This is a genomic window from Streptomyces sp. NBC_00316 (assembly GCF_036158715.1).
Taxonomy (GTDB): Bacteria; Actinomycetota; Actinomycetes; order Streptomycetales; family Streptomycetaceae; genus Streptomyces.
This window is the reverse complement of sequence record NZ_CP108023.1, coordinates 8,638,790-8,655,005: the sequence shown is the minus strand read 5'-3', so window position 1 is coordinate 8,655,005 and position 16,216 is coordinate 8,638,790. Positions and strand designations below refer to the sequence as shown.

The following is a 16,216-nucleotide window of genomic DNA, read 5'->3' as shown; positions in this document are numbered from 1 at the left end:
CAGGGCTGTGCGGAGCTCTTCGAAGTCCCTGCCGGCGAAGCCCGGGACCGCATGGCGGTGTGTCAGGCATTGGGCGCAGCCGCCGGCTGCCCGGGCAGCGCGGCCTCGTGTGCCGGTCCGTACCGGTGGATCACCTGGGTCCAAGACACAGGCCACGGCAGGCACTCCCCCGCCGGGCGATTGATCCGCCGGGATCCGTGCGCGGCGCCCGTGCCATGCACGGCCGGCCGGGAGCGGTCGTCATTTCCACGGGCCCAGGGGCCTTGCAGACCGCACCGGGCGGGTCCGGGGCTGCGCCGTCGTGACCCAAGCGGGCTCAGGACCCGGCCGTGTCCGTGCCTTCCAGTGCGCACCGGATGAGGGTGTCGGCGGCGGCGCGGGCATGTGCCGCGGTATCGGGATCCCCTGAGATGGCGGCCGTGGTCTGGGCGCCCTCGGCAAGGAGGACCAGCTGCGGGGCGAGCCGGTCGGGGCCGCCGGCAGCGCGGGCCAGTGCGGCGACGTCACGCCGGAAGGACGCCTTCTGTTCGCGTACCACCTCGGCGACCCTGCTGCTGTCGGCGCCCAGTTCACCGAACACGTTGATGAAGGCGCAGCCGCGGAAGTCGTCGTCGCGAAACCAGTGGGCGAGGAAGTCGAAGACGGCGAGCAGCTTCTCGCGCGGCGTGCCGGCGCCGTCCACGGCGGTGGCGAGACCGCTGTTCCACTGGTCCGTGCGGTGCCGCAGCACGGCGACGATCAGGTCCTCCTTGGAGGGGAACAGCGCGTAGATGCGTTTGAGCGAGACGCCGGACTCGGTGCGGACGGTGTCCATGCCGACGGCCTGGACACCGTGGGCGTAGAACAGCCGGTCCGCGGCGGACACGACGTGTTCACGTGCCGTCTTTTCGTCAATCACGAGAACCCCCTTGCACGGAGAACCAACGTTCTCTACTCTAAACCACACAAGCGGAGAACGATCGTTCTCCACGTCTGGGAAGGAATGTCCGCCATGGGCCACATCACGGTCGGGACCGAGAACAGCACCGATGTCGAGCTGTACTACGAGGACCAGGGATCCGGGCAGCCGGTCGTCCTCATCCACGGCTACCCGCTGAACGGGCACAGCTGGGAGCGTCAGACCCGCGAGCTGATCGCGGCCGGCCACCGCGTCATCACCTACGACCGCCGCGGCTTCGGGCAGTCCAGCAAGGTCGGCAGCGGTTACGACTACGACACCTTCGCCGCCGACCTGAACACCGTCCTGGAGACCCTGGATCTGCGCGACGTCATCCTCGTCGGGTTCTCCATGGGCACCGGGGAGCTGGCCCGTTACGTGAAGAACCACGGCCACGAGCGGGTCGCCAAGCTGGCCTTCCTCGCATCGCTGGAGCCGTTCCTGGTGGCCGCCGACGACAACCCCACCGGCGTCCCGCAGTCGGTGTTCGACGGCATCGCCGACGCCGCCCGGAGCGACCGCTACGCCTGGTTCACCCAGTTCTACAAGGACTTCTACAACCTGGACGAGAACCTCGGCAGCAGGATCAGCCAGGAAGTCGTCACGGCCAACTGGAACACCGCCACCACGTCCGCCCCGGTCGCCGCCCACGCGGTCGTGCCCGCCTGGACCGAGGACTTCCGCAAGGATGTGGCCGCGGTCCGTGCGGCCGGCAAGCCGGCGCTGATCCTCCACGGCACCAACGACAACATCCTCCCCATCGACTCCACCGGACGCCCCTTCCACAAGGCGTTCCCGGAGGCCGAGTACGTCGAGATCGAGGGCGCTCCGCACGGCCTGCTCTGGACGCACGCCGCCGAGGTCAACGAAGTGCTCCTGGCCTTCGTCACCAAGTGACCCATGCGCCGGCCCGCACCGTCCGGGCATCGGGGCGTGCCGGGTCCGCAGCCCGCGCAGAGGCCTGACGCAGGATCGTACGGACGGTTCCGGGTGCTTGTGCCCGGACGGTGTTCGCAGGCCGGGGCGTGCCGTTCCCGGCCGGGGTCGCACCGGCCCGCGCCGTACCGGTCCTGCCGAAGGGCCGGGGCGGCAAAAGGGGGGCCGGGAGCGGACGGTGGTCTGCCGAGGCTTTCGCAGACCGGCGATGATGATCAGACTCCACCGGTGGCAGCGAAGGAGACTGACATGCCCAGGGACGGCGACCACGGTGTGCCCGAGTCGGCCGGGAGCGGCACCTGCTCCGCTCCGGCCCGCCGGGGTCGGATCATCTTCTTGAACGGGACGTCCAGTTCAGGCAAGTCCAGCATTGCCGGGGAACTGCTGCAGGTCCTGGACGGGCCCTGCTTTCATATGCCCGTGGACGCCTTCCACGCGATGCGATCCCGTCGGGAGGTCAGCCCCGAGGAACTGCCCGGTGTGCTGCGGCGGACGTGGATGGGCTTTCACCGGGCGGTCGCCGGTATGGCCGCGGCCGGCAACGACGTGGTGGTGGACCATGTGCTGAGTGAGCAGTGGCGTCTCCTGGACTGCCTGGAGCTCTTCAGGGCCAGGGATGTCGTTCTGGTCGGCGTGCGGTGTTCGCTGGAGGAACTGCAACGGCGCGAGCACGTGCGCGGCGACCGCCCGGCGGGCCTCGCAGCCCGGCAGTTCCCCCGTGTGCACGCGCACGGCCTGTACGACGTCGAGTGCGATACGACCAGCACCAGTGCTCTGGAATGCGCCCGGCAGATCAGCGCCTTCCTGCCGCAACGACCGCTTCCCACCGCGTTCGAGCGGCTCCGGACGACACTGCGTCCCGATCTGCCGGCCGTCGGCTGACGGCCGGGGCGCTGTCATGACGGCAGGACGCGTCTGCAGCGGGACGGGGCCGGCGCGCCCGGACATCCGGCGCTTGCGCGTCTTGATGCGGTTCGCGTGTCCTTCGACGACGCCGAAGTTCCAGGGCGGCGATGACGGCGTCGCGGCCGATGCCGGCGGCGAGGGTGCGGAGGCTGGGCAGGTCGTCGGGCCGCACCGGAAGGTACCGGTGCGGCCCGACGTCGTTCACGCCCTTCGGGCTGCCCGCGCAGGGGCCGGTGCTCGTCCCCCGGCCGCCTGTGCGGGGCAGGCGCGTGACGCTCCCGGCCGGTTCGCGGCGGGCCGTACCGGCGGACGGCGTCCCGCCCGGCCCCACGTGGTGCACGGCCGGGCGGGACGCCCGCTTGCGACGGGGCGGTCAGCCCGACGTCGCCGGTGCGCTCTTCAGGAGGAAGTCCGCATGGACCGCCCTGTCCGCGCGCACCCTGGTCTTCTTGTCCGTGGTGGCGTGGCCCGGTGCGCCGGCACGCAGGGTGTGCTTGCCCGGGTCCGCGACGAACAGGGTGAAGAGGCCGTCGCCGACCGCCGGGTCGTCCGGTGTCGCGACGGTGAGCGCCATGGTGTCCGGGTGCTGCAGGTCGCTGACGCCGGCGCCGACCAGGCCCGCGCCGGTGGTGCTGTCGCGGACGGTGCCGACGGTCAGGCCGCCGGAGACCGGCACGAGGCTGCGCATCCCGACGTACACGTCGTCGACGGACCAGGAGTAGCCCCAGTCGGCGACGAAGTGGAAGCGCAGCTGCACCGCCTTGTCACCTGCGTACGTGCGCAGCGGGACGTGGACGGTCAGGCGGTCGGCGCTTCTCACCGAGGTGAGGGAGGTGGCCCAGGCCGGCTCCCAGGTGGCGCCGCCGTCGGTGGTGACGTCCACGCTCATCCGCTGGTTGGCCGGGTTGAAGGTGTAGGCCGTCTTGAAGTCGAGTTCCGCCGACTGGCCGCCGGAGAAGTCGTACACCGGGCTGATCAGCTGGGTGTCCTGGTGCGGGCCGAACGGCCAGCTGTCGCTCTCGACGACGGCGAAGGCGCCGCTGCCGCCGGTCGCGTTGCCGCGCTGGATCGGGTCGTCGAACTGCCAGCCGTTGTCGGTACCGGGAGCGTTGACCACGGTCCAGCCCTGCGGAGCGGTGGCGGTGGAGTCGAACGTCTGCGTCGCGCCGTCGCGCCTGAGCGTGTAGCCGACGGCCGTGGCGGCGTCGGGATCCGCGGTCAGCGCGAAGTCCTTGCCGACCGGGCGCTTGCCGACGGTCACGCTCTGCTCGGCGGGTTCGTAGCCGGGCAGCTCGGCGGTGACGCCCAGGGTGTAGTCGGCGCCCCTGGGCAGGGAGAGCTCGTAGGCTCCGGTGGCGGGGTCGGTCCAGACGGGGGCTTCGGGGGAACCGTCCACCGTGACCTTCGCGTAGAGCGGCCAGCCGTGGCCGGAGCCGTCCTCGACGGTGCCGCGGACCTTCTGGCGGGGGATCGCGGCGAGCTCGAAGTCCCGGTCCAGGGACTGTCCGTCGGCGATGGTGAGGTGGGCGGGGGCCGGGGAGGTGTAGCCGAACGCACGGACCGTCAGGTCCTCGACGGTGCCTGCGGGCAGGTCCAGCTTGTACGCGCCCCGGCTGTCGGTGGTGGCGGTGTCCACGCCCGAGGAGACGGTCGCCTGACTGACCGGCTTGCCGGTCGCGGCGTCCGTGACCGTGCCGGAGAGGGTGCCGTGCGGGCCGCTGCGGAACGCGCCCAGGCCCGCGGGGGTGCCCAGGCCCGTCGGGCCGTCGTAGCCGGGGCCGGCGTTGCACAGGTACGCGGCGGCGCAGGTGCCGTTGGTGCCGGTGGTGACGTCGTTGAGTCCGGTGGCGCCGGCCGCGTACGGGTAGGCGGCCGGGTAGGTGCCGGGGCGGGGGGTGCCCGCGAGGGCGTACACCGCGGCAATCACCGGGGTGGCGACGCTGGTGCCGCCGAAGCGCTGCCAGCCGGCCTTGGTGCTGAACGTGTGGTAGACGGCGACGTTGTCAGCGACAGCGGAGACGTCCGCGACGCTGCGCCCGGTGCAGCCGGTGTCCTTCTGGTAGTCGGGCTTGGTCTGGTACTGCGCGCAGCCGGAGCCGGGCCCGTAGTTGTCACGCGCCCAGACCGTCTCGGTCCAGCCGCGGGCGGTGTCCGGGGCCGGGGTGAGATCAGTGCCGCCGACGGCGGTCACGAACGGCAGCGTCGAGGGGTAGGAGACCCCGTACCGGAAGTCGCCGCTGGCCGCCACCACGGCGACACCGGGATGGTTGTAGGAGGCGCCGTAGTTCGCCAGGTCCGAGGAGTCGTCGCCCGGCCTGCCGTAGGAGTTCGAGACGTACTTGGCACCGAGGGCGACGGCCCTGTCGACACCGGCGGCGAGGTTCTCCAGGCCGGCGTTGTCCGTCTCGACGAGCAGGATGTGCGCGGCCGGGGCCGCCGCGGAGACCATGTCCAGGTCGAGTGCGATCTCGCCCGCCCACCCCTCACTGGGTGTCGGGTAGTTGGTGCCGCCGCGCTGGTCGACCTTCTTGAAGCAGCCGTTGGCGGTCGTGCAGGGCGGCAGGCCGTACTGCTCGCGGTACACGGCCAGATCGGCCTCGGCGTTGGGGTTGTCGTACGCATCGACGATCGCGATCGTCTGGCCCGCACCGCCGTTCGGGGGCAGGCTGTAGGCGCTCTGGATGTCCGCCGGGCCCAGCCCGGCGGGAGTGGCCGCGCCGCTGAGCCGCATCACGGCAGACTCACCGGTGGCGCGCATCGCGTAACAGGTGGCCTGGCCCTTGCCGGGCGCCCCGCAGACGGGCTCCAGGTGCGCCGGGGCGTCCTGCCCTGCCGGTTGCGTCGTGGCCGGCGCCGTCCGGACGGGGGCGGAGTCGGGGGCCGGGGCGGCCTGCGCGGCCGGCTGGACCCCTAGCAGCGCGAGGGCCGCGGCGGCGCCCATGGCTGCGACGCCGCGGCCCAGTATGCGCAAGCCCGTGGCGGAACTTCTCGCGGATGGGGATATCGACACTGTTGCTGCTCACCAATCCGTAAAGGGCCCGAAAAACGGGCCCGGTGACAGCGGATTTCGTGCATCCGCCGGTGATCAATTACGAGTGCGATGTGATTCCGCGTCAATACGTTGACCGCTGCGGCCGCACGGCGCGGGCGTTTTCCCCATGCAACGGCCTTAACAATCAGGCACATTGGCGGGAAGAATCGGGACAGTGATGCCAGGTCTGCACGACCCCGGCGGCCAATTGCCCACCGGGCTCGCCCACTTCAGATTTCCGGCCCGGGACACCTCCGCATGCCCGACAGGCCGGAATTGATCGGCACCCTTATGCCGATCGTCGCGGCACCGCGCCGCAGTGAACCACCAGAATCCCTGCCGAGAACCCCATCCGCGCACGTCACCTTGCATGTTGGTACGCGCGGAGGTGCCACCGAACCGCTCGCGTCGCCCTGCGCCTGGACCGGTGACTTTTCCGGACCCGTGAACGGCAGCGGAAAGCGGTTGCCGCGGGCAGGCATTGACGACACCCCGGCGGAGGCGGCGGGAGCCGTGTTCCTCGAACCGCCCCGCCGGTCACCTCATTGGGCGAGTCCGGACAGCAGATGAAGGTGCAGACAATTCCGGTGAGGGCAAGAAAGTACTCTGCCTCGTCATCGATCCGCGCCCATTCATCCGAAGCCCCCTCCGTCTCACCGCCAGGCCGCGCCGATTTCGCTCCGGGTCCGCAATATTCGCGCAGACCCGGATGAGTGACTCACGACGGGCCGGCCCGTCGACCCGATTTCTGACGGGCCGACAGCTTTTCCGCATCGGCTGACGGGTCCAGCTTCCTCTTCGATCGATATGATCTCGACCTGCTTCGGCCTGACCCGAAGAACGACATTCCGGAAGGATCACCTCAGGCTGCCATGGTCTACCGCATACACTTCACGGTTCAGGATCTGGCCCGGACACGTGTGGCCGAGGCGCCGATGCCGCTGCATGAGCTGGAACTTGCAGCGCGAGCCCTGCAGAGCCGCAGCCAGCCCGCACGGCTCGACGCCTGGCGCCACCGCGCCCGCACGCAGCTGTCCGCCCAGGCGCGCATGGCCCTGGCCCTCATGCCCGCAGTGGGGCATTCGCCGGGCTTCCTCAGTCCTGCCAGAGCGGGCGCTGTCGAGGAGCTCCTGGAACAGGTACGCAGTACACCTCGCGAACGCGTGAGGACGAATCTGCTCGAAACGGCGCACCGTCGTCCGTCCTTGCCCGCGTGGACCCGCCGCCTGGCAGACGATGCCTCACTGTTCGCCGAGCTGTGTACAGGGCTCAGCCATCTCCACGCATGCCTGCTCGCTCCGCACTGGGACCAGTTCACCGAACACCTGGCGGTCGATCGGACTCTGCGCCTGCAGCACCTGCTCACCGGCGGTGTCGAGCAGCTGCTGACCCGGGCCAACCCCCAGTGGATGCGGTGGAACCCGCCGGTTCTGGAAATCCGGATGATGAACGGAGCCGATCGTGACCTCTATCTGGAGGGGGAAGGCTTCTTGCTCATTCCGTCGATGTTCTGCACGCGCACCGTCGTCACCGACGGCCGGCCGGTCGCCGTGAGCTATCCCGCCTGCCCGGACCAGTGCCCCTGTGAGCTCACCACCCCTGTTTCGCCCGGCCGGGTGCACTCCCCCGGCGTGTCGATGCTTCTGGGCCGCACGCGCACCGCAGTGCTCACCACCATCGCAGAGCACCAAGGCTGTTCCACCAAGGAATTGGCCGCCCGTGCGGGTATCGCGTCCGCGAGCGCCAGCGAACACGCGACCGTTCTTCGCGAGGCCGGACTGATCCGCTCCCTTCGCCACCGGAACTCCGTGCTGCACAGCCTCACCCCTCTCGGCCTGGCGCTCCTCAACGCCCCGGAGGCAGACTGAGACTCTTCGGGGTGGGCCCGGCACGAGGGGGACCTCTCCTGCCGGCGGGACCCCCGCCCCGTGATCGTCATGGTCGGCGCGACACATCTGCCAAAGGCCCTGTTCTGCGTCATCCGAGGCTCGATGAGCCACCGGCCGGCCCCCTGCGACGCGTCTTCCCTGACGGGGCAGGTCGGCCCCGGCCGACAGCCCGTCCGCCGAGGGGAGTTGTCACTTCGTCAGCTCGGCGGCCGTGCGGGCGGGGCGGGTGGGAGAAAAGCTCACCGGGCCTCGAGGGTGCGGTCCTCGTCAGCGGCCGGGGCGGTGCGGACCGGCAGGTGGGTGCCGCGCTCGTGGAGGTTGGCCGTCGGCGTGCGTTCGATCTGCAGGCTGAGCAGTTCCGGGCGGCTGTAGTGGCCGCGCGCATCCATCAGGCGCTTGCGCAGGTCGATCTGTGCGAAGTCCAGGTCGGCGATCACTTCGCCTTCCCCGGACGTGAGCGGCTCGCCGATGATGCGGCCCTCGGGATCGACGATGGCGGTGAAGAAGCCGCCGGACATCGCACCGACGGGGCCGCCGGTGTCCTTGGCGATCTGTGCCTGCTGGCCGGCATCGAGCCAGGCGGTGGCGTTGACCACGAAGCAGGCCGACTCCAGCGCATGCTGGCGGATGCTGACCTCCATCTGGTCGGCGAACTGCTGGCCGCCGAAGGAGCCGGGGTACATCGCGGCGTGGATCTGCTCGCCGTCGGCGATCAGGGCATAACGCGCCAGCGGCAGGTAGTGCTCCCAGCATGCGAGCTGGCCGATGCGGCCGACGGCACTGTCCACCGCATGCAGGCCCGAACCGTCGCCCTGGCCCCAGACCATCCGCTCGTGATAGGTCGGCGTGATCTTCCGGCGGCGCTGAATCAGTGTGCCGTCCGCGTCGAACAGCAGCTGCGTGTTGTAGATGGTGCCGCCGTCACGCTCGTTGACGCCGATCGAGACGACCATGCGGGCCTCCCGGGCCGCTTCGGCGATCGCGTCGGTCTCCGCGGACGGCACGGTGACCGCCTGCTCGAGCAGGCGCAGGTGTTCCTTGGCCATGGTGTAGGGCGGCTGCACGAAGGAGAAGTAGGGGTAGTAGGGAACGACGGTCTCGGGGAAGACCGCGAACTGAACGCCCTTCTCTCCCAGTTCACGGATCTTCTTCACGACTTTCTCGACGGTGCCGGCACGGCTGTAGAGCACGGGACTGATCTGGACTGCAGCGGCCTTCACGACGGTCATAGGGGTGTCTCCTTCAAAAAAATGCCTGGTGGATCAAGCCTGTGGCGCTGTGCCCGTCCGCAGGCAGGCACGAAGCGGGAAAAGAGCCGGGACCGCCCGGGGGCCCGGCAGGATGCGGGGCGATGCACCGGGAACGGGGCGGCGGCAGAAGCGGCAAACGCCGGCGAGGGAAAACCCTCACGCAGATACGAGCATACGCTCCTATCTGCGTGGAGGCAAGGACGGACCCCCGGGCCGGGGCTGCCGGGCCCACCTCTCACTGCCGCGCCCGCGCGCGGGCGGCAACCGTGCCGCGGGCCGAGGCGGAGCAGTGAAGGCGTACGTACGGCACCTGGCTGAGCAGCGGCACCTCTGCGCTCTCCGTGCAGGCCGGTACCTCTGCGCCCTTCGTGCAGGCCGGCCCCGCATGGTGCTCACCGGCGGGCCCGGTGGACGCCGCAACCGTCACCGCCGCGGATGGGCTTCCCCGGCACGCCCTGAAGGCGAGCGGGACGGCGCGGTCCCTGCCGCGTACACGGGCGGGCGCCGACGGTCACCGCATCCCCCGAGGCAGCGGGCCTCTCCCCCGCGGCGCCGTCAGGTCGGCGGTGCGGCAGTCAGCTCCTTCCTCCTCTGCCGGTAGGCGCGCATGGACGCCTGCGAGCCGCATTTCGGACCGCAGTAGACGGAGGAGCTGTTCCGCGTCCGGTCGAAAAAGCAGAAGTGGCACGGCTGGTTCCGGCACGCCCGCACCCTGTCCCACACGCCCGCCTGGGCGAGTTCGGTCGCGCTCGCCAGTACGGTGGCGAACAGCCCGGGGACACCGGTCCGCGTGGTCGCCAGCGAGGCCCCCGAGGCGGTGACGACCGTGACCAGCGGATACCGGGACGCGATACGGCGCAGGCGTCCCTCCGCCTGGGCGAGCACCTCGGGCGTGATGTCCTTGTCGCCGGAATGAGCGAGCAGCACGGTGATCAAGGCGTCGCGCAGTTCGCGTGCGCGGGCCGCGTCGGCCTCCGTGACGCGTGTGGCCTGCGAGCCCATGGCGTTTTCCAGCAGCCATGCGTGCATGTCCTGGGCGCTCTTGAAGTGCTCCGGCAGCCGGTGGGGGCCCGCGGGGTGGGTGTTGACGAATTGCAGGACGACATCAGCCTCCGGCGGCTGGGTCAGCGGGCTGCGCTCGGTCTCGCGCGAGAGCATCGTCGGCCTCCTTGATCGAAGGAAGGCTAAACCATCCGGCGTTAGGCCTGAAACCGTTACGGTGGCAATTTTCTTCCCGTGAGGCGAGGTGCCCCTCCCCCGGACACGGAGCGGAACCCGGGGATGTTCGCCGGGTGACCCGGCGGTGCCGCGCCGCCGCACCGGGGGGTGACGCAGTGGCGCGGAGCCTGCGGGGACGCCCCGGTGATGGTGCGGGTGATCGTGGCGCAGTGCTGCTGCGAACCGGCCGGGGCGCCGCCCGGGCGGCCGGGGCGCCGTTTTCGTCGGGGTGCGCGGCAGGACGGTCCCGATCAGGGGCGGCGCGCCCCGGCGTGCGCACGGCCGCGAGGGCGGCGCAGGCGGTCGTCCCGCCCGTCGCGACGGTCGGGGCGACACGGTGCGCCGGTGCGGGTGGCCAGGCCGAAGGGGGAGGTCACCGGCGGGCACGGCAGCGGATGTCCCGGTGCGGTGACGGCCCGGCCGGCCGCCGTCCCGGCGCGTGGCAGGGCGGTGATGTCCCACGCCACGATCCGTGCGCCCGGCGAAGCGGGCCATGGCCGCGCTCAGAACCCGAAGGCTCCCGCGCAGATGCCGGCGGCCCGCCGGCCTGTGGGTGGCCCGTTCCCGTGGCCGTGGCCGTGGCCGTGGCGGGGAGCGCGCATGGTGGCACCGGCGCCTTGACAGCCCAGGTCGGCCGGCGGCGTGCCCAGGCCCGGCCGTGCCAGGGCGCCGGTGGCGCCGTGGGCGCGGGCGGCGCGGATGGTGTGCACCGCGCCGGGCGGCGCGGGCCGGGCCCACCACGGGCCTCCCGGCGGACCGGCGGGGACCTGGGCGGTCGCGCCGTGCTTCTTGTGCCTGACGGGGGCTGCCCCGCTGCTCGCACCATGCGATGCCTTCTTCGCACCGGGCACGAAAGAAGACATTGCATGTTGCGAGCTAACCGCTTATGGTCATAACCATGAAGAACGCACCGGGCCGTACGGAGAGGCCTCGGCGGATCCTCGCCCGAGCCCTTCTCCCGTACCGAGCGGGCACTTCTTCTCACGGTGGCGGTCGCCGACGGCCCGCCGCTTCGGCGCTCTGAAAGCACGGCTCAAGAGCCTCGACGACCGGACCGAGTCCGCTCGGGAGCCGATCCGTGGACAAGTGCTTCACGGTCGGCGCCGCCTGCGCCGGCCGACGGCACAGGCGCATCACCGTGGCTTCGAAGGGACCGGCCACAAGGACCGCCGCGCGACGCGGGGCGCAGATCCCGGCGCGGCTTCCTCACATCTGAATGATCAGCATCATCCGGATTGCCTCACCGAGCCGATGGGCGGCAGGTATCGCCCTGCCGGCCTCGGACACCCATCGAACCGGTGACTCGCGGGCGCGAGATTCACCGACTCAGAAAAGAGAGACCCTCACATGGATCTGAAGCTCGAAGTCATCGTGCTGCCCGTCTCCGACGTCGATCGGGCCAAGGCCTTCTACGAGGCGGCCGGCTTCCGTCTGGACCTCGACAAGGCCGCCGGCGAGAACTGGCGCGCGGTGCACTTCACGCCGCCCGGCTCCGCGTGCTCGATCATGTTCGGCACGGGGATCACCTCCGCCGCACCCGGCTCGGCCCAGGGTCTGTACCTCGCCGTCTCCGACATCGAGGAGGCCCGCGCGGAGCTCGTCGGTCGCGGCATCGAGGTGAGCGAGGTCTTCCACGACGCCGCAGGACTGCTCTACCACGGCCACGAGGCCGGAGAGGTCACCCACCGGGTCGAGGGCCAAGGCCGGCTTGCCGGCCCGCACCCCGACCGCGCCTCCTACGGCTCCTTCGCCGACTTCAGCGACCCGGACGGCAACGGCTGGGTGCTCCAGGAGATCACGCAGCGGTTCCCCGGCCGCTGACATCTCGTCAGCCGTCCGGCGGATCCGATGCCGGGCGAGCATCAAAGCACCGCCAAATACGAGCATATGCTCTTGATTGTCGGGTGTCCTGGCTGTGCCCTGATGCTCGAGCAACATGGTGAATTCTCATGACCATGTCTCCCATGGAGCCGCCCGCGCAGGAAGGCCCCGGCTCGGAGCCGGTGTCACACGGTGCCCGGCGGGGGTTGTCCCGACGCGTCTTCGTCGGTGGTGCGGCTGCTTCTGCTGCTGCGGCGGCCGGCCTCTCGCTGGTGGGTGCGCCGTCCGCCCTTGCCTCCCCCGCCGTGCGCAGGCCGAAGGGGTTCGGTTCGCTCGCCACGGCTCCGGGGCTGCCTGCCGGGTTCGCCAAGACGTTCACCAGCCGGTTCGTCCACGCCGGCGGACTGCGCCAGCACGTGGTCACCGGAGGCGAAGGTCCGCCGCTGCTGCTGGTGCACGGCTGGCCGCAGAACCGGTACGCGTGGCGCATGGTGATGCCGGAACTGGCCCGCAACCACACGGTCATCGCCGTCGACCAGCGTGGCATCGGACTGACCGACAAGCCCCACGACGGGTACGACACCCGCACCTTCGCCAATGACCTGATCGCGCTCATGGACGCGCTCGGCCACCAGCGGTTCGCCGTGGCCGGCCACGACACCGGAATGCTGATCGGCTACGCGCTGGCCGCGGACCACCCGGACCGGGTGGAACGCGTGGCCCTCGCCGAGGTCCCCGGTCCCCGGTCCCCCGACGCTGGAGGCCTCGCCGCCGCTGTTCATCGACGAGGCGCACAACAACAGGCTCTGGCACATCCCCTTCAACCGGGTCGACCACCAGCTGACCGAGCAGCTCGTCAGCGGACGGGAAGAGATCTTCTTCGGCTACGAGTTCGCCATTCAGGGCGGCGAGCTGCCCCAAAGGGCGATCGACTACTACGTGCGCCTCTTCTCCAACCCCGAGTCCCTGCACGGCAGTTTCGGGCTCTATCGTGCGTGGGACGCCACCCTTGCGCAGAACGCCGAGCGCGCGGGGACGAAGCTTGCGATGCCGGTCCTGGCGATCGGCGGAGCGGACAGCTGGGGCGCGGGCGTCGGGAAGGCGATGAAGGACCTCGCACAATCCGTGCAGAGCGTGGTCATCCCCGGCGCCGCCCACTGGGTCGCCGAGCAGGCTCCCAAGGAGATGCTGACGGCGCTGACCGCGTTCCTGGCCCCGTACCGCGCTGCCGCCGCGTCCCGCCCGCTGCGCCGGCCGACACCGCCCGGGCGTCCGGGCGTCCGGGCAGGCCCTCGACGAGAGCGGGATGGGGCTCGACCGGGGTGGTAACGGCTCTTCACCGAAGAGCTCGATGGCTTGCCCGTCTCCTGTGCTGATCTCAGGCCCCGGTCCTGCCCGCCGGTGTCCCGGCGGGCAGGACCGGGGCCGTCGCCACTCCATCGCCACGCTCGCCCGCATTACCGTCTTCGTTGGCCCCGCAATGGGGCTCCCGGCCTTCGGGCCCGGCATGACTCCCCTGTCAACCAACCATGATCCGGGGGGGTCACCGGGCCCGGGACGGGCGGCGAGCGGCCCAACGGCGGCCGGGCGCAGTCAGGCAGCGGCATTCACCAGATCGGTCAGTTCGGCCTCGGTGGCGCCGGCACGCAGCTGTACGTCGAAGGTGTAGCCCTCATCGCAGAACACCAAGTCAAGGTCTGCCTTGCCGGGGCCGGCTCGCGGAACGCGTCGCCAACCGGACAGCGTCTTCTTGCCGGACGTCCCTGTACAGGCAGGTGCCGTCCTGGTGCAGATACGCCTCAGCCGGACCATGCGCCGTCTCGAACTCCCAGAGGAGGCTTTGCACTTCGCTGGGGTGACTCGAGTCGATCTCGATCTCTGTCCACCGCGCGCAGATCGCCTCCGTCAGCGCCGTCCGGCCGACATGCCATCCGCCCGCATCACCTCGACCAACGCCAGGAACGTCATGGACAGGGTCTACCAGCTACCCCGGACAAGGCGCCGGACGGCGTCGGCCCGAGGTTGGAATGGGCTCAGTGTGACCCGAACCCCCTTGCTGTCATCACAATAGGAGCTTATGCTCGTATTGTGCCTGTTTGCGGGATTTGCGCAGACGTTGCCAGACCCGGCACCCAGGGCACTTCCACGAATCACCCTCATCACCTCACAAGCAGGTGACGAAGTAATGGTGCGAGTGCCCGATCACCAACCCGACAGGGACTCGGCTCGAAAGGGCCGGCCCGTGCATCCGGACCGGGTCCTGCACCTTTGTGCCGCCAACGGATCGACCCATCACGAAACGGAGAGAAAATTGCCGAACACGCTGAAGCTCAACAAGGTGCGATACCTCACCGCAGCGGCCGGTATCGCCACAGCCCTCGCCGCCGGCGCAGCCACCGCCCCGACGGTGTCGGCCGCCACACCTGCCTCGCCCGCCTCCATCAGTGCGCACGCCGCCGGACACCACATGGAGACCTTCGAGCTGACCGGCAAACAGACCTCCCTCGAAGACCTCGACCTGGGCCGGGCGGGAATCAGCCCGGGTGACCAGCGCGTCATCCACGAAGACCTCTACCGCGACGGCAAGAAGGCCGGCGATCACAGCGTCGTCTGCACCTACACCCACGTCGACCCGGCCGCGCTCCAGTGCCTGGGCACCTTCTCTCTGCCCGAAGGACAGATTGCCGCACAGGCACTCCTCCATCTGCCCGCCCCCTCCTACGTCGACGTCGCCATCACCGGCGGATCAGGCGACTACCACAACGCCCGGGGCTTCGTCCGCACCGTCCCCGCCGGAGACACCGAACGGCACTTCACCGTCCACCTGAACCGCTGACCACCCACCGCCCCGGCTGCCGAGCCAACGATTGGCACCGCAACCGGAGGTCGCCCCTCATTACCGTCTTCGGTGGCTCCGCAATGGGGCTCCCGGCCTTCGGGCCCGGCATGACTTCCCCCTGTCAACCATGATCCGGGGTGGTGTCACCGGGCCCGGAGGCACTGACTGACCGCCGATCAGAGGCTTGACCACCGACTTTCCACAGGCCGGGAGACTCTTCGTCATGTGGATGCGGCGATCGGTGCCATGGGTAGAGCCGGGCGAAAGCACGGCCGGAGGACGCTCGCCCCGGGGCGGTAGGCCTAGACGTCCTCACACCGTTGTGCGGCCGTCCCCCTGCGGGGCGGCTGCCGGGTCCGTGCAGCCGGCCCACCCTGCTTCCCCTCCTGCCCGGGAGGCGACGGAGCCTTCACCACCCCAGACGGGAGTCGTAGATGTTCTCCGACATCGGCCCGCTCGAAGTTGTCACACTCATTGTGCTGGCCGTCATTCTGGTCGGGCCCGACAAGCTCCCCAAGATGGTGTCCGACACCGCGCGGACCCTGCGCAGGATCCGCGAGCTCTCCCAGAGCGCTCAGGCGGGCATTCTCAACGAACTCCCCCCTGAGCTGGGGGATCTGACGCTTGAGGACCTCAACCCGAAGGCCTTCGTGGCCAAGAACCTGCTGAGTGCCGAGAGCCTGGACCTGACCGGGCTGACCACGGGCTTCGACCTCGAGGAGGAACCGCCCGCCGGTGCCGCGGCGCAGGCCTTAAAGCACCCCGGAAAGTCCGCCGGACCCGGCTCGAAGTCCACGGCCGCCGGCCACCGGCCTTGAGGAATCACCGGCGCCGGGGACCGGTGGGCCCCTTGCGGCCGCGGCAGGAACACCCCCGTGACACCGGCCTTTGCGCGCCGCCGTGCCGGCGGCCCACCCACCGTTCGCCGCGGTCGCCGTCGGCCCGGTGAGTCCACCCACCGATCCGCACACAGGGCAGGGCTCCCGCATCCGCGGGCAGCCAGGCCGACCGCACCGGAGCACCGCTCCCGTGCCGCAGTCCCTCGGAAAGGAAACGCCCATGTTCGGAAGGCTCGGAGCACCCGAGATCATCCTCATCCTCGTCGTCGTCCTGCTGCTCTTCGGCGCCAAGCGGCTCCCCGATATGGCCCGCTCCTTCGGGCAGTCGCTGCGGATCCTCAAGAGCGAGACCAAGGCCATGCAGAAGGACGACGCGGGCGAACCCCCGGCCGGCGTGGACGCCGTCGCCGCCCTTCAGCCCGTGCCCGCCGGCCGGCACACGGCCCCCGAAACGGCCGAGGCAGACATCCCTCACCGGCGCTGAAGCGCCCGAACCACTGACCGACAGGTGTGCGGCCGGTGCTGCACAGGAAGGGACCGGGACCGCCCA

The 16,216-nt window shown here is 70.4% G+C and carries 13 protein-coding genes and 1 pseudogene; 9 read left to right on the top strand and 5 right to left on the bottom strand.

The annotated features are described in order from the left end of the window. Window positions 1-316: 316 nt before the first annotated feature. Entirely contained in the window at window positions 317-898 is a 582-nt protein-coding gene (locus OG878_RS38645) for a TetR/AcrR family transcriptional regulator (protein ID WP_328884893.1), read from the bottom strand. A 93-nt stretch (window positions 899-991) separates the two neighbouring features. Here OG878_RS38645 and OG878_RS38640 point away from each other — a divergent pair, with 93 nt between their 5' ends. Together OG878_RS38640 and OG878_RS38635 are read left to right on the top strand one after the other, a co-directional pair. After that, window positions 992-1,834: an alpha/beta fold hydrolase gene (locus tag OG878_RS38640; RefSeq protein ID WP_328884894.1), complete on the top strand. Its 843-nt coding sequence runs from the start codon at window positions 992-994 to the stop codon at window positions 1,832-1,834. A gap of 288 nt (window positions 1,835-2,122) precedes the next feature. After that, on the top strand, window positions 2,123-2,755 hold the full coding sequence (locus tag OG878_RS38635) for a chloramphenicol phosphotransferase CPT family protein (protein WP_328884895.1): 633 nt from the start codon (window positions 2,123-2,125) through the stop codon (window positions 2,753-2,755). Window positions 2,756-3,152: 397 nt separating this feature from the next. Here OG878_RS38635 and OG878_RS38630 read toward each other — a convergent pair whose 3' ends face one another. Then, entirely contained in the window at window positions 3,153-5,750 is a 2,598-nt protein-coding gene (locus OG878_RS38630) for a carboxypeptidase regulatory-like domain-containing protein (RefSeq protein ID WP_328884896.1), read from the bottom strand. 932 nt (window positions 5,751-6,682) lie between these two features. Here OG878_RS38630 and OG878_RS38625 point away from each other — a divergent pair. Beyond that, entirely contained in the window at window positions 6,683-7,678 is a 996-nt protein-coding gene (locus OG878_RS38625) for a winged helix-turn-helix domain-containing protein (RefSeq protein ID WP_328884897.1), read from the top strand. A gap of 260 nt (window positions 7,679-7,938) precedes the next feature. Here OG878_RS38625 and OG878_RS38620 read toward each other — a convergent pair whose 3' ends face one another. The 3 genes from OG878_RS38620 to OG878_RS38610 form a co-directional block, all read right to left on the bottom strand. Next, window positions 7,939-8,928: a nitrilase-related carbon-nitrogen hydrolase gene (locus OG878_RS38620; RefSeq protein ID WP_328884898.1), complete on the bottom strand. Its 990-nt coding sequence runs from the start codon at window positions 8,926-8,928 to the stop codon at window positions 7,939-7,941. 576 nt (window positions 8,929-9,504) lie between these two features. Beyond that, on the bottom strand, window positions 9,505-10,107 hold the full coding sequence (locus OG878_RS38615) for a CGNR zinc finger domain-containing protein (RefSeq protein WP_328884899.1): 603 nt from the start codon (window positions 10,105-10,107) through the stop codon (window positions 9,505-9,507). 563 nt (window positions 10,108-10,670) lie between these two features. After that, entirely contained in the window at window positions 10,671-11,030 is a 360-nt protein-coding gene (locus OG878_RS38610; protein ID WP_328884900.1) for a hypothetical protein, read from the bottom strand. Window positions 11,031-11,514: 484 nt separating this feature from the next. Between OG878_RS38610 and OG878_RS38605 the strand changes: the two genes are divergently transcribed. From OG878_RS38605 to tatA, 6 genes and pseudogenes are all read left to right on the top strand, one after another. Next, window positions 11,515-11,988, top strand: a complete 474-nt coding sequence (locus tag OG878_RS38605; RefSeq protein ID WP_328884901.1) for a VOC family protein — start codon at window positions 11,515-11,517, stop codon at window positions 11,986-11,988. A gap of 128 nt (window positions 11,989-12,116) precedes the next feature. After that, window positions 12,117-12,848, top strand: a pseudogene (locus tag OG878_RS38600) (alpha/beta fold hydrolase); the annotation flags it as partial. Window positions 12,849-12,927: 79 nt separating this feature from the next. After that, window positions 12,928-13,317, top strand: coding sequence for an alpha/beta fold hydrolase (locus OG878_RS38595; RefSeq protein WP_328891532.1), 390 nt, complete (start codon window positions 12,928-12,930; stop codon window positions 13,315-13,317). Between the two features lie 982 nt (window positions 13,318-14,299). Continuing rightward, window positions 14,300-14,824, top strand: coding sequence for an allene oxide cyclase barrel-like domain-containing protein (locus OG878_RS38590; protein ID WP_328884902.1), 525 nt, complete (start codon window positions 14,300-14,302; stop codon window positions 14,822-14,824). Window positions 14,825-15,261: 437 nt separating this feature from the next. After that, the gene (locus tag OG878_RS38585; RefSeq protein ID WP_328884903.1) at window positions 15,262-15,645 is read left to right on the top strand and encodes a Sec-independent protein translocase subunit TatB; all 384 of its coding nucleotides are present in this window, start codon (window positions 15,262-15,264) and stop codon (window positions 15,643-15,645) included. 241 nt (window positions 15,646-15,886) lie between these two features. After that, window positions 15,887-16,150, top strand: coding sequence for a Sec-independent protein translocase subunit TatA (gene tatA / locus OG878_RS38580; RefSeq protein ID WP_328884904.1), 264 nt, complete (start codon window positions 15,887-15,889; stop codon window positions 16,148-16,150). The last annotated feature ends 66 nt before the right edge of the window (window positions 16,151-16,216 follow it).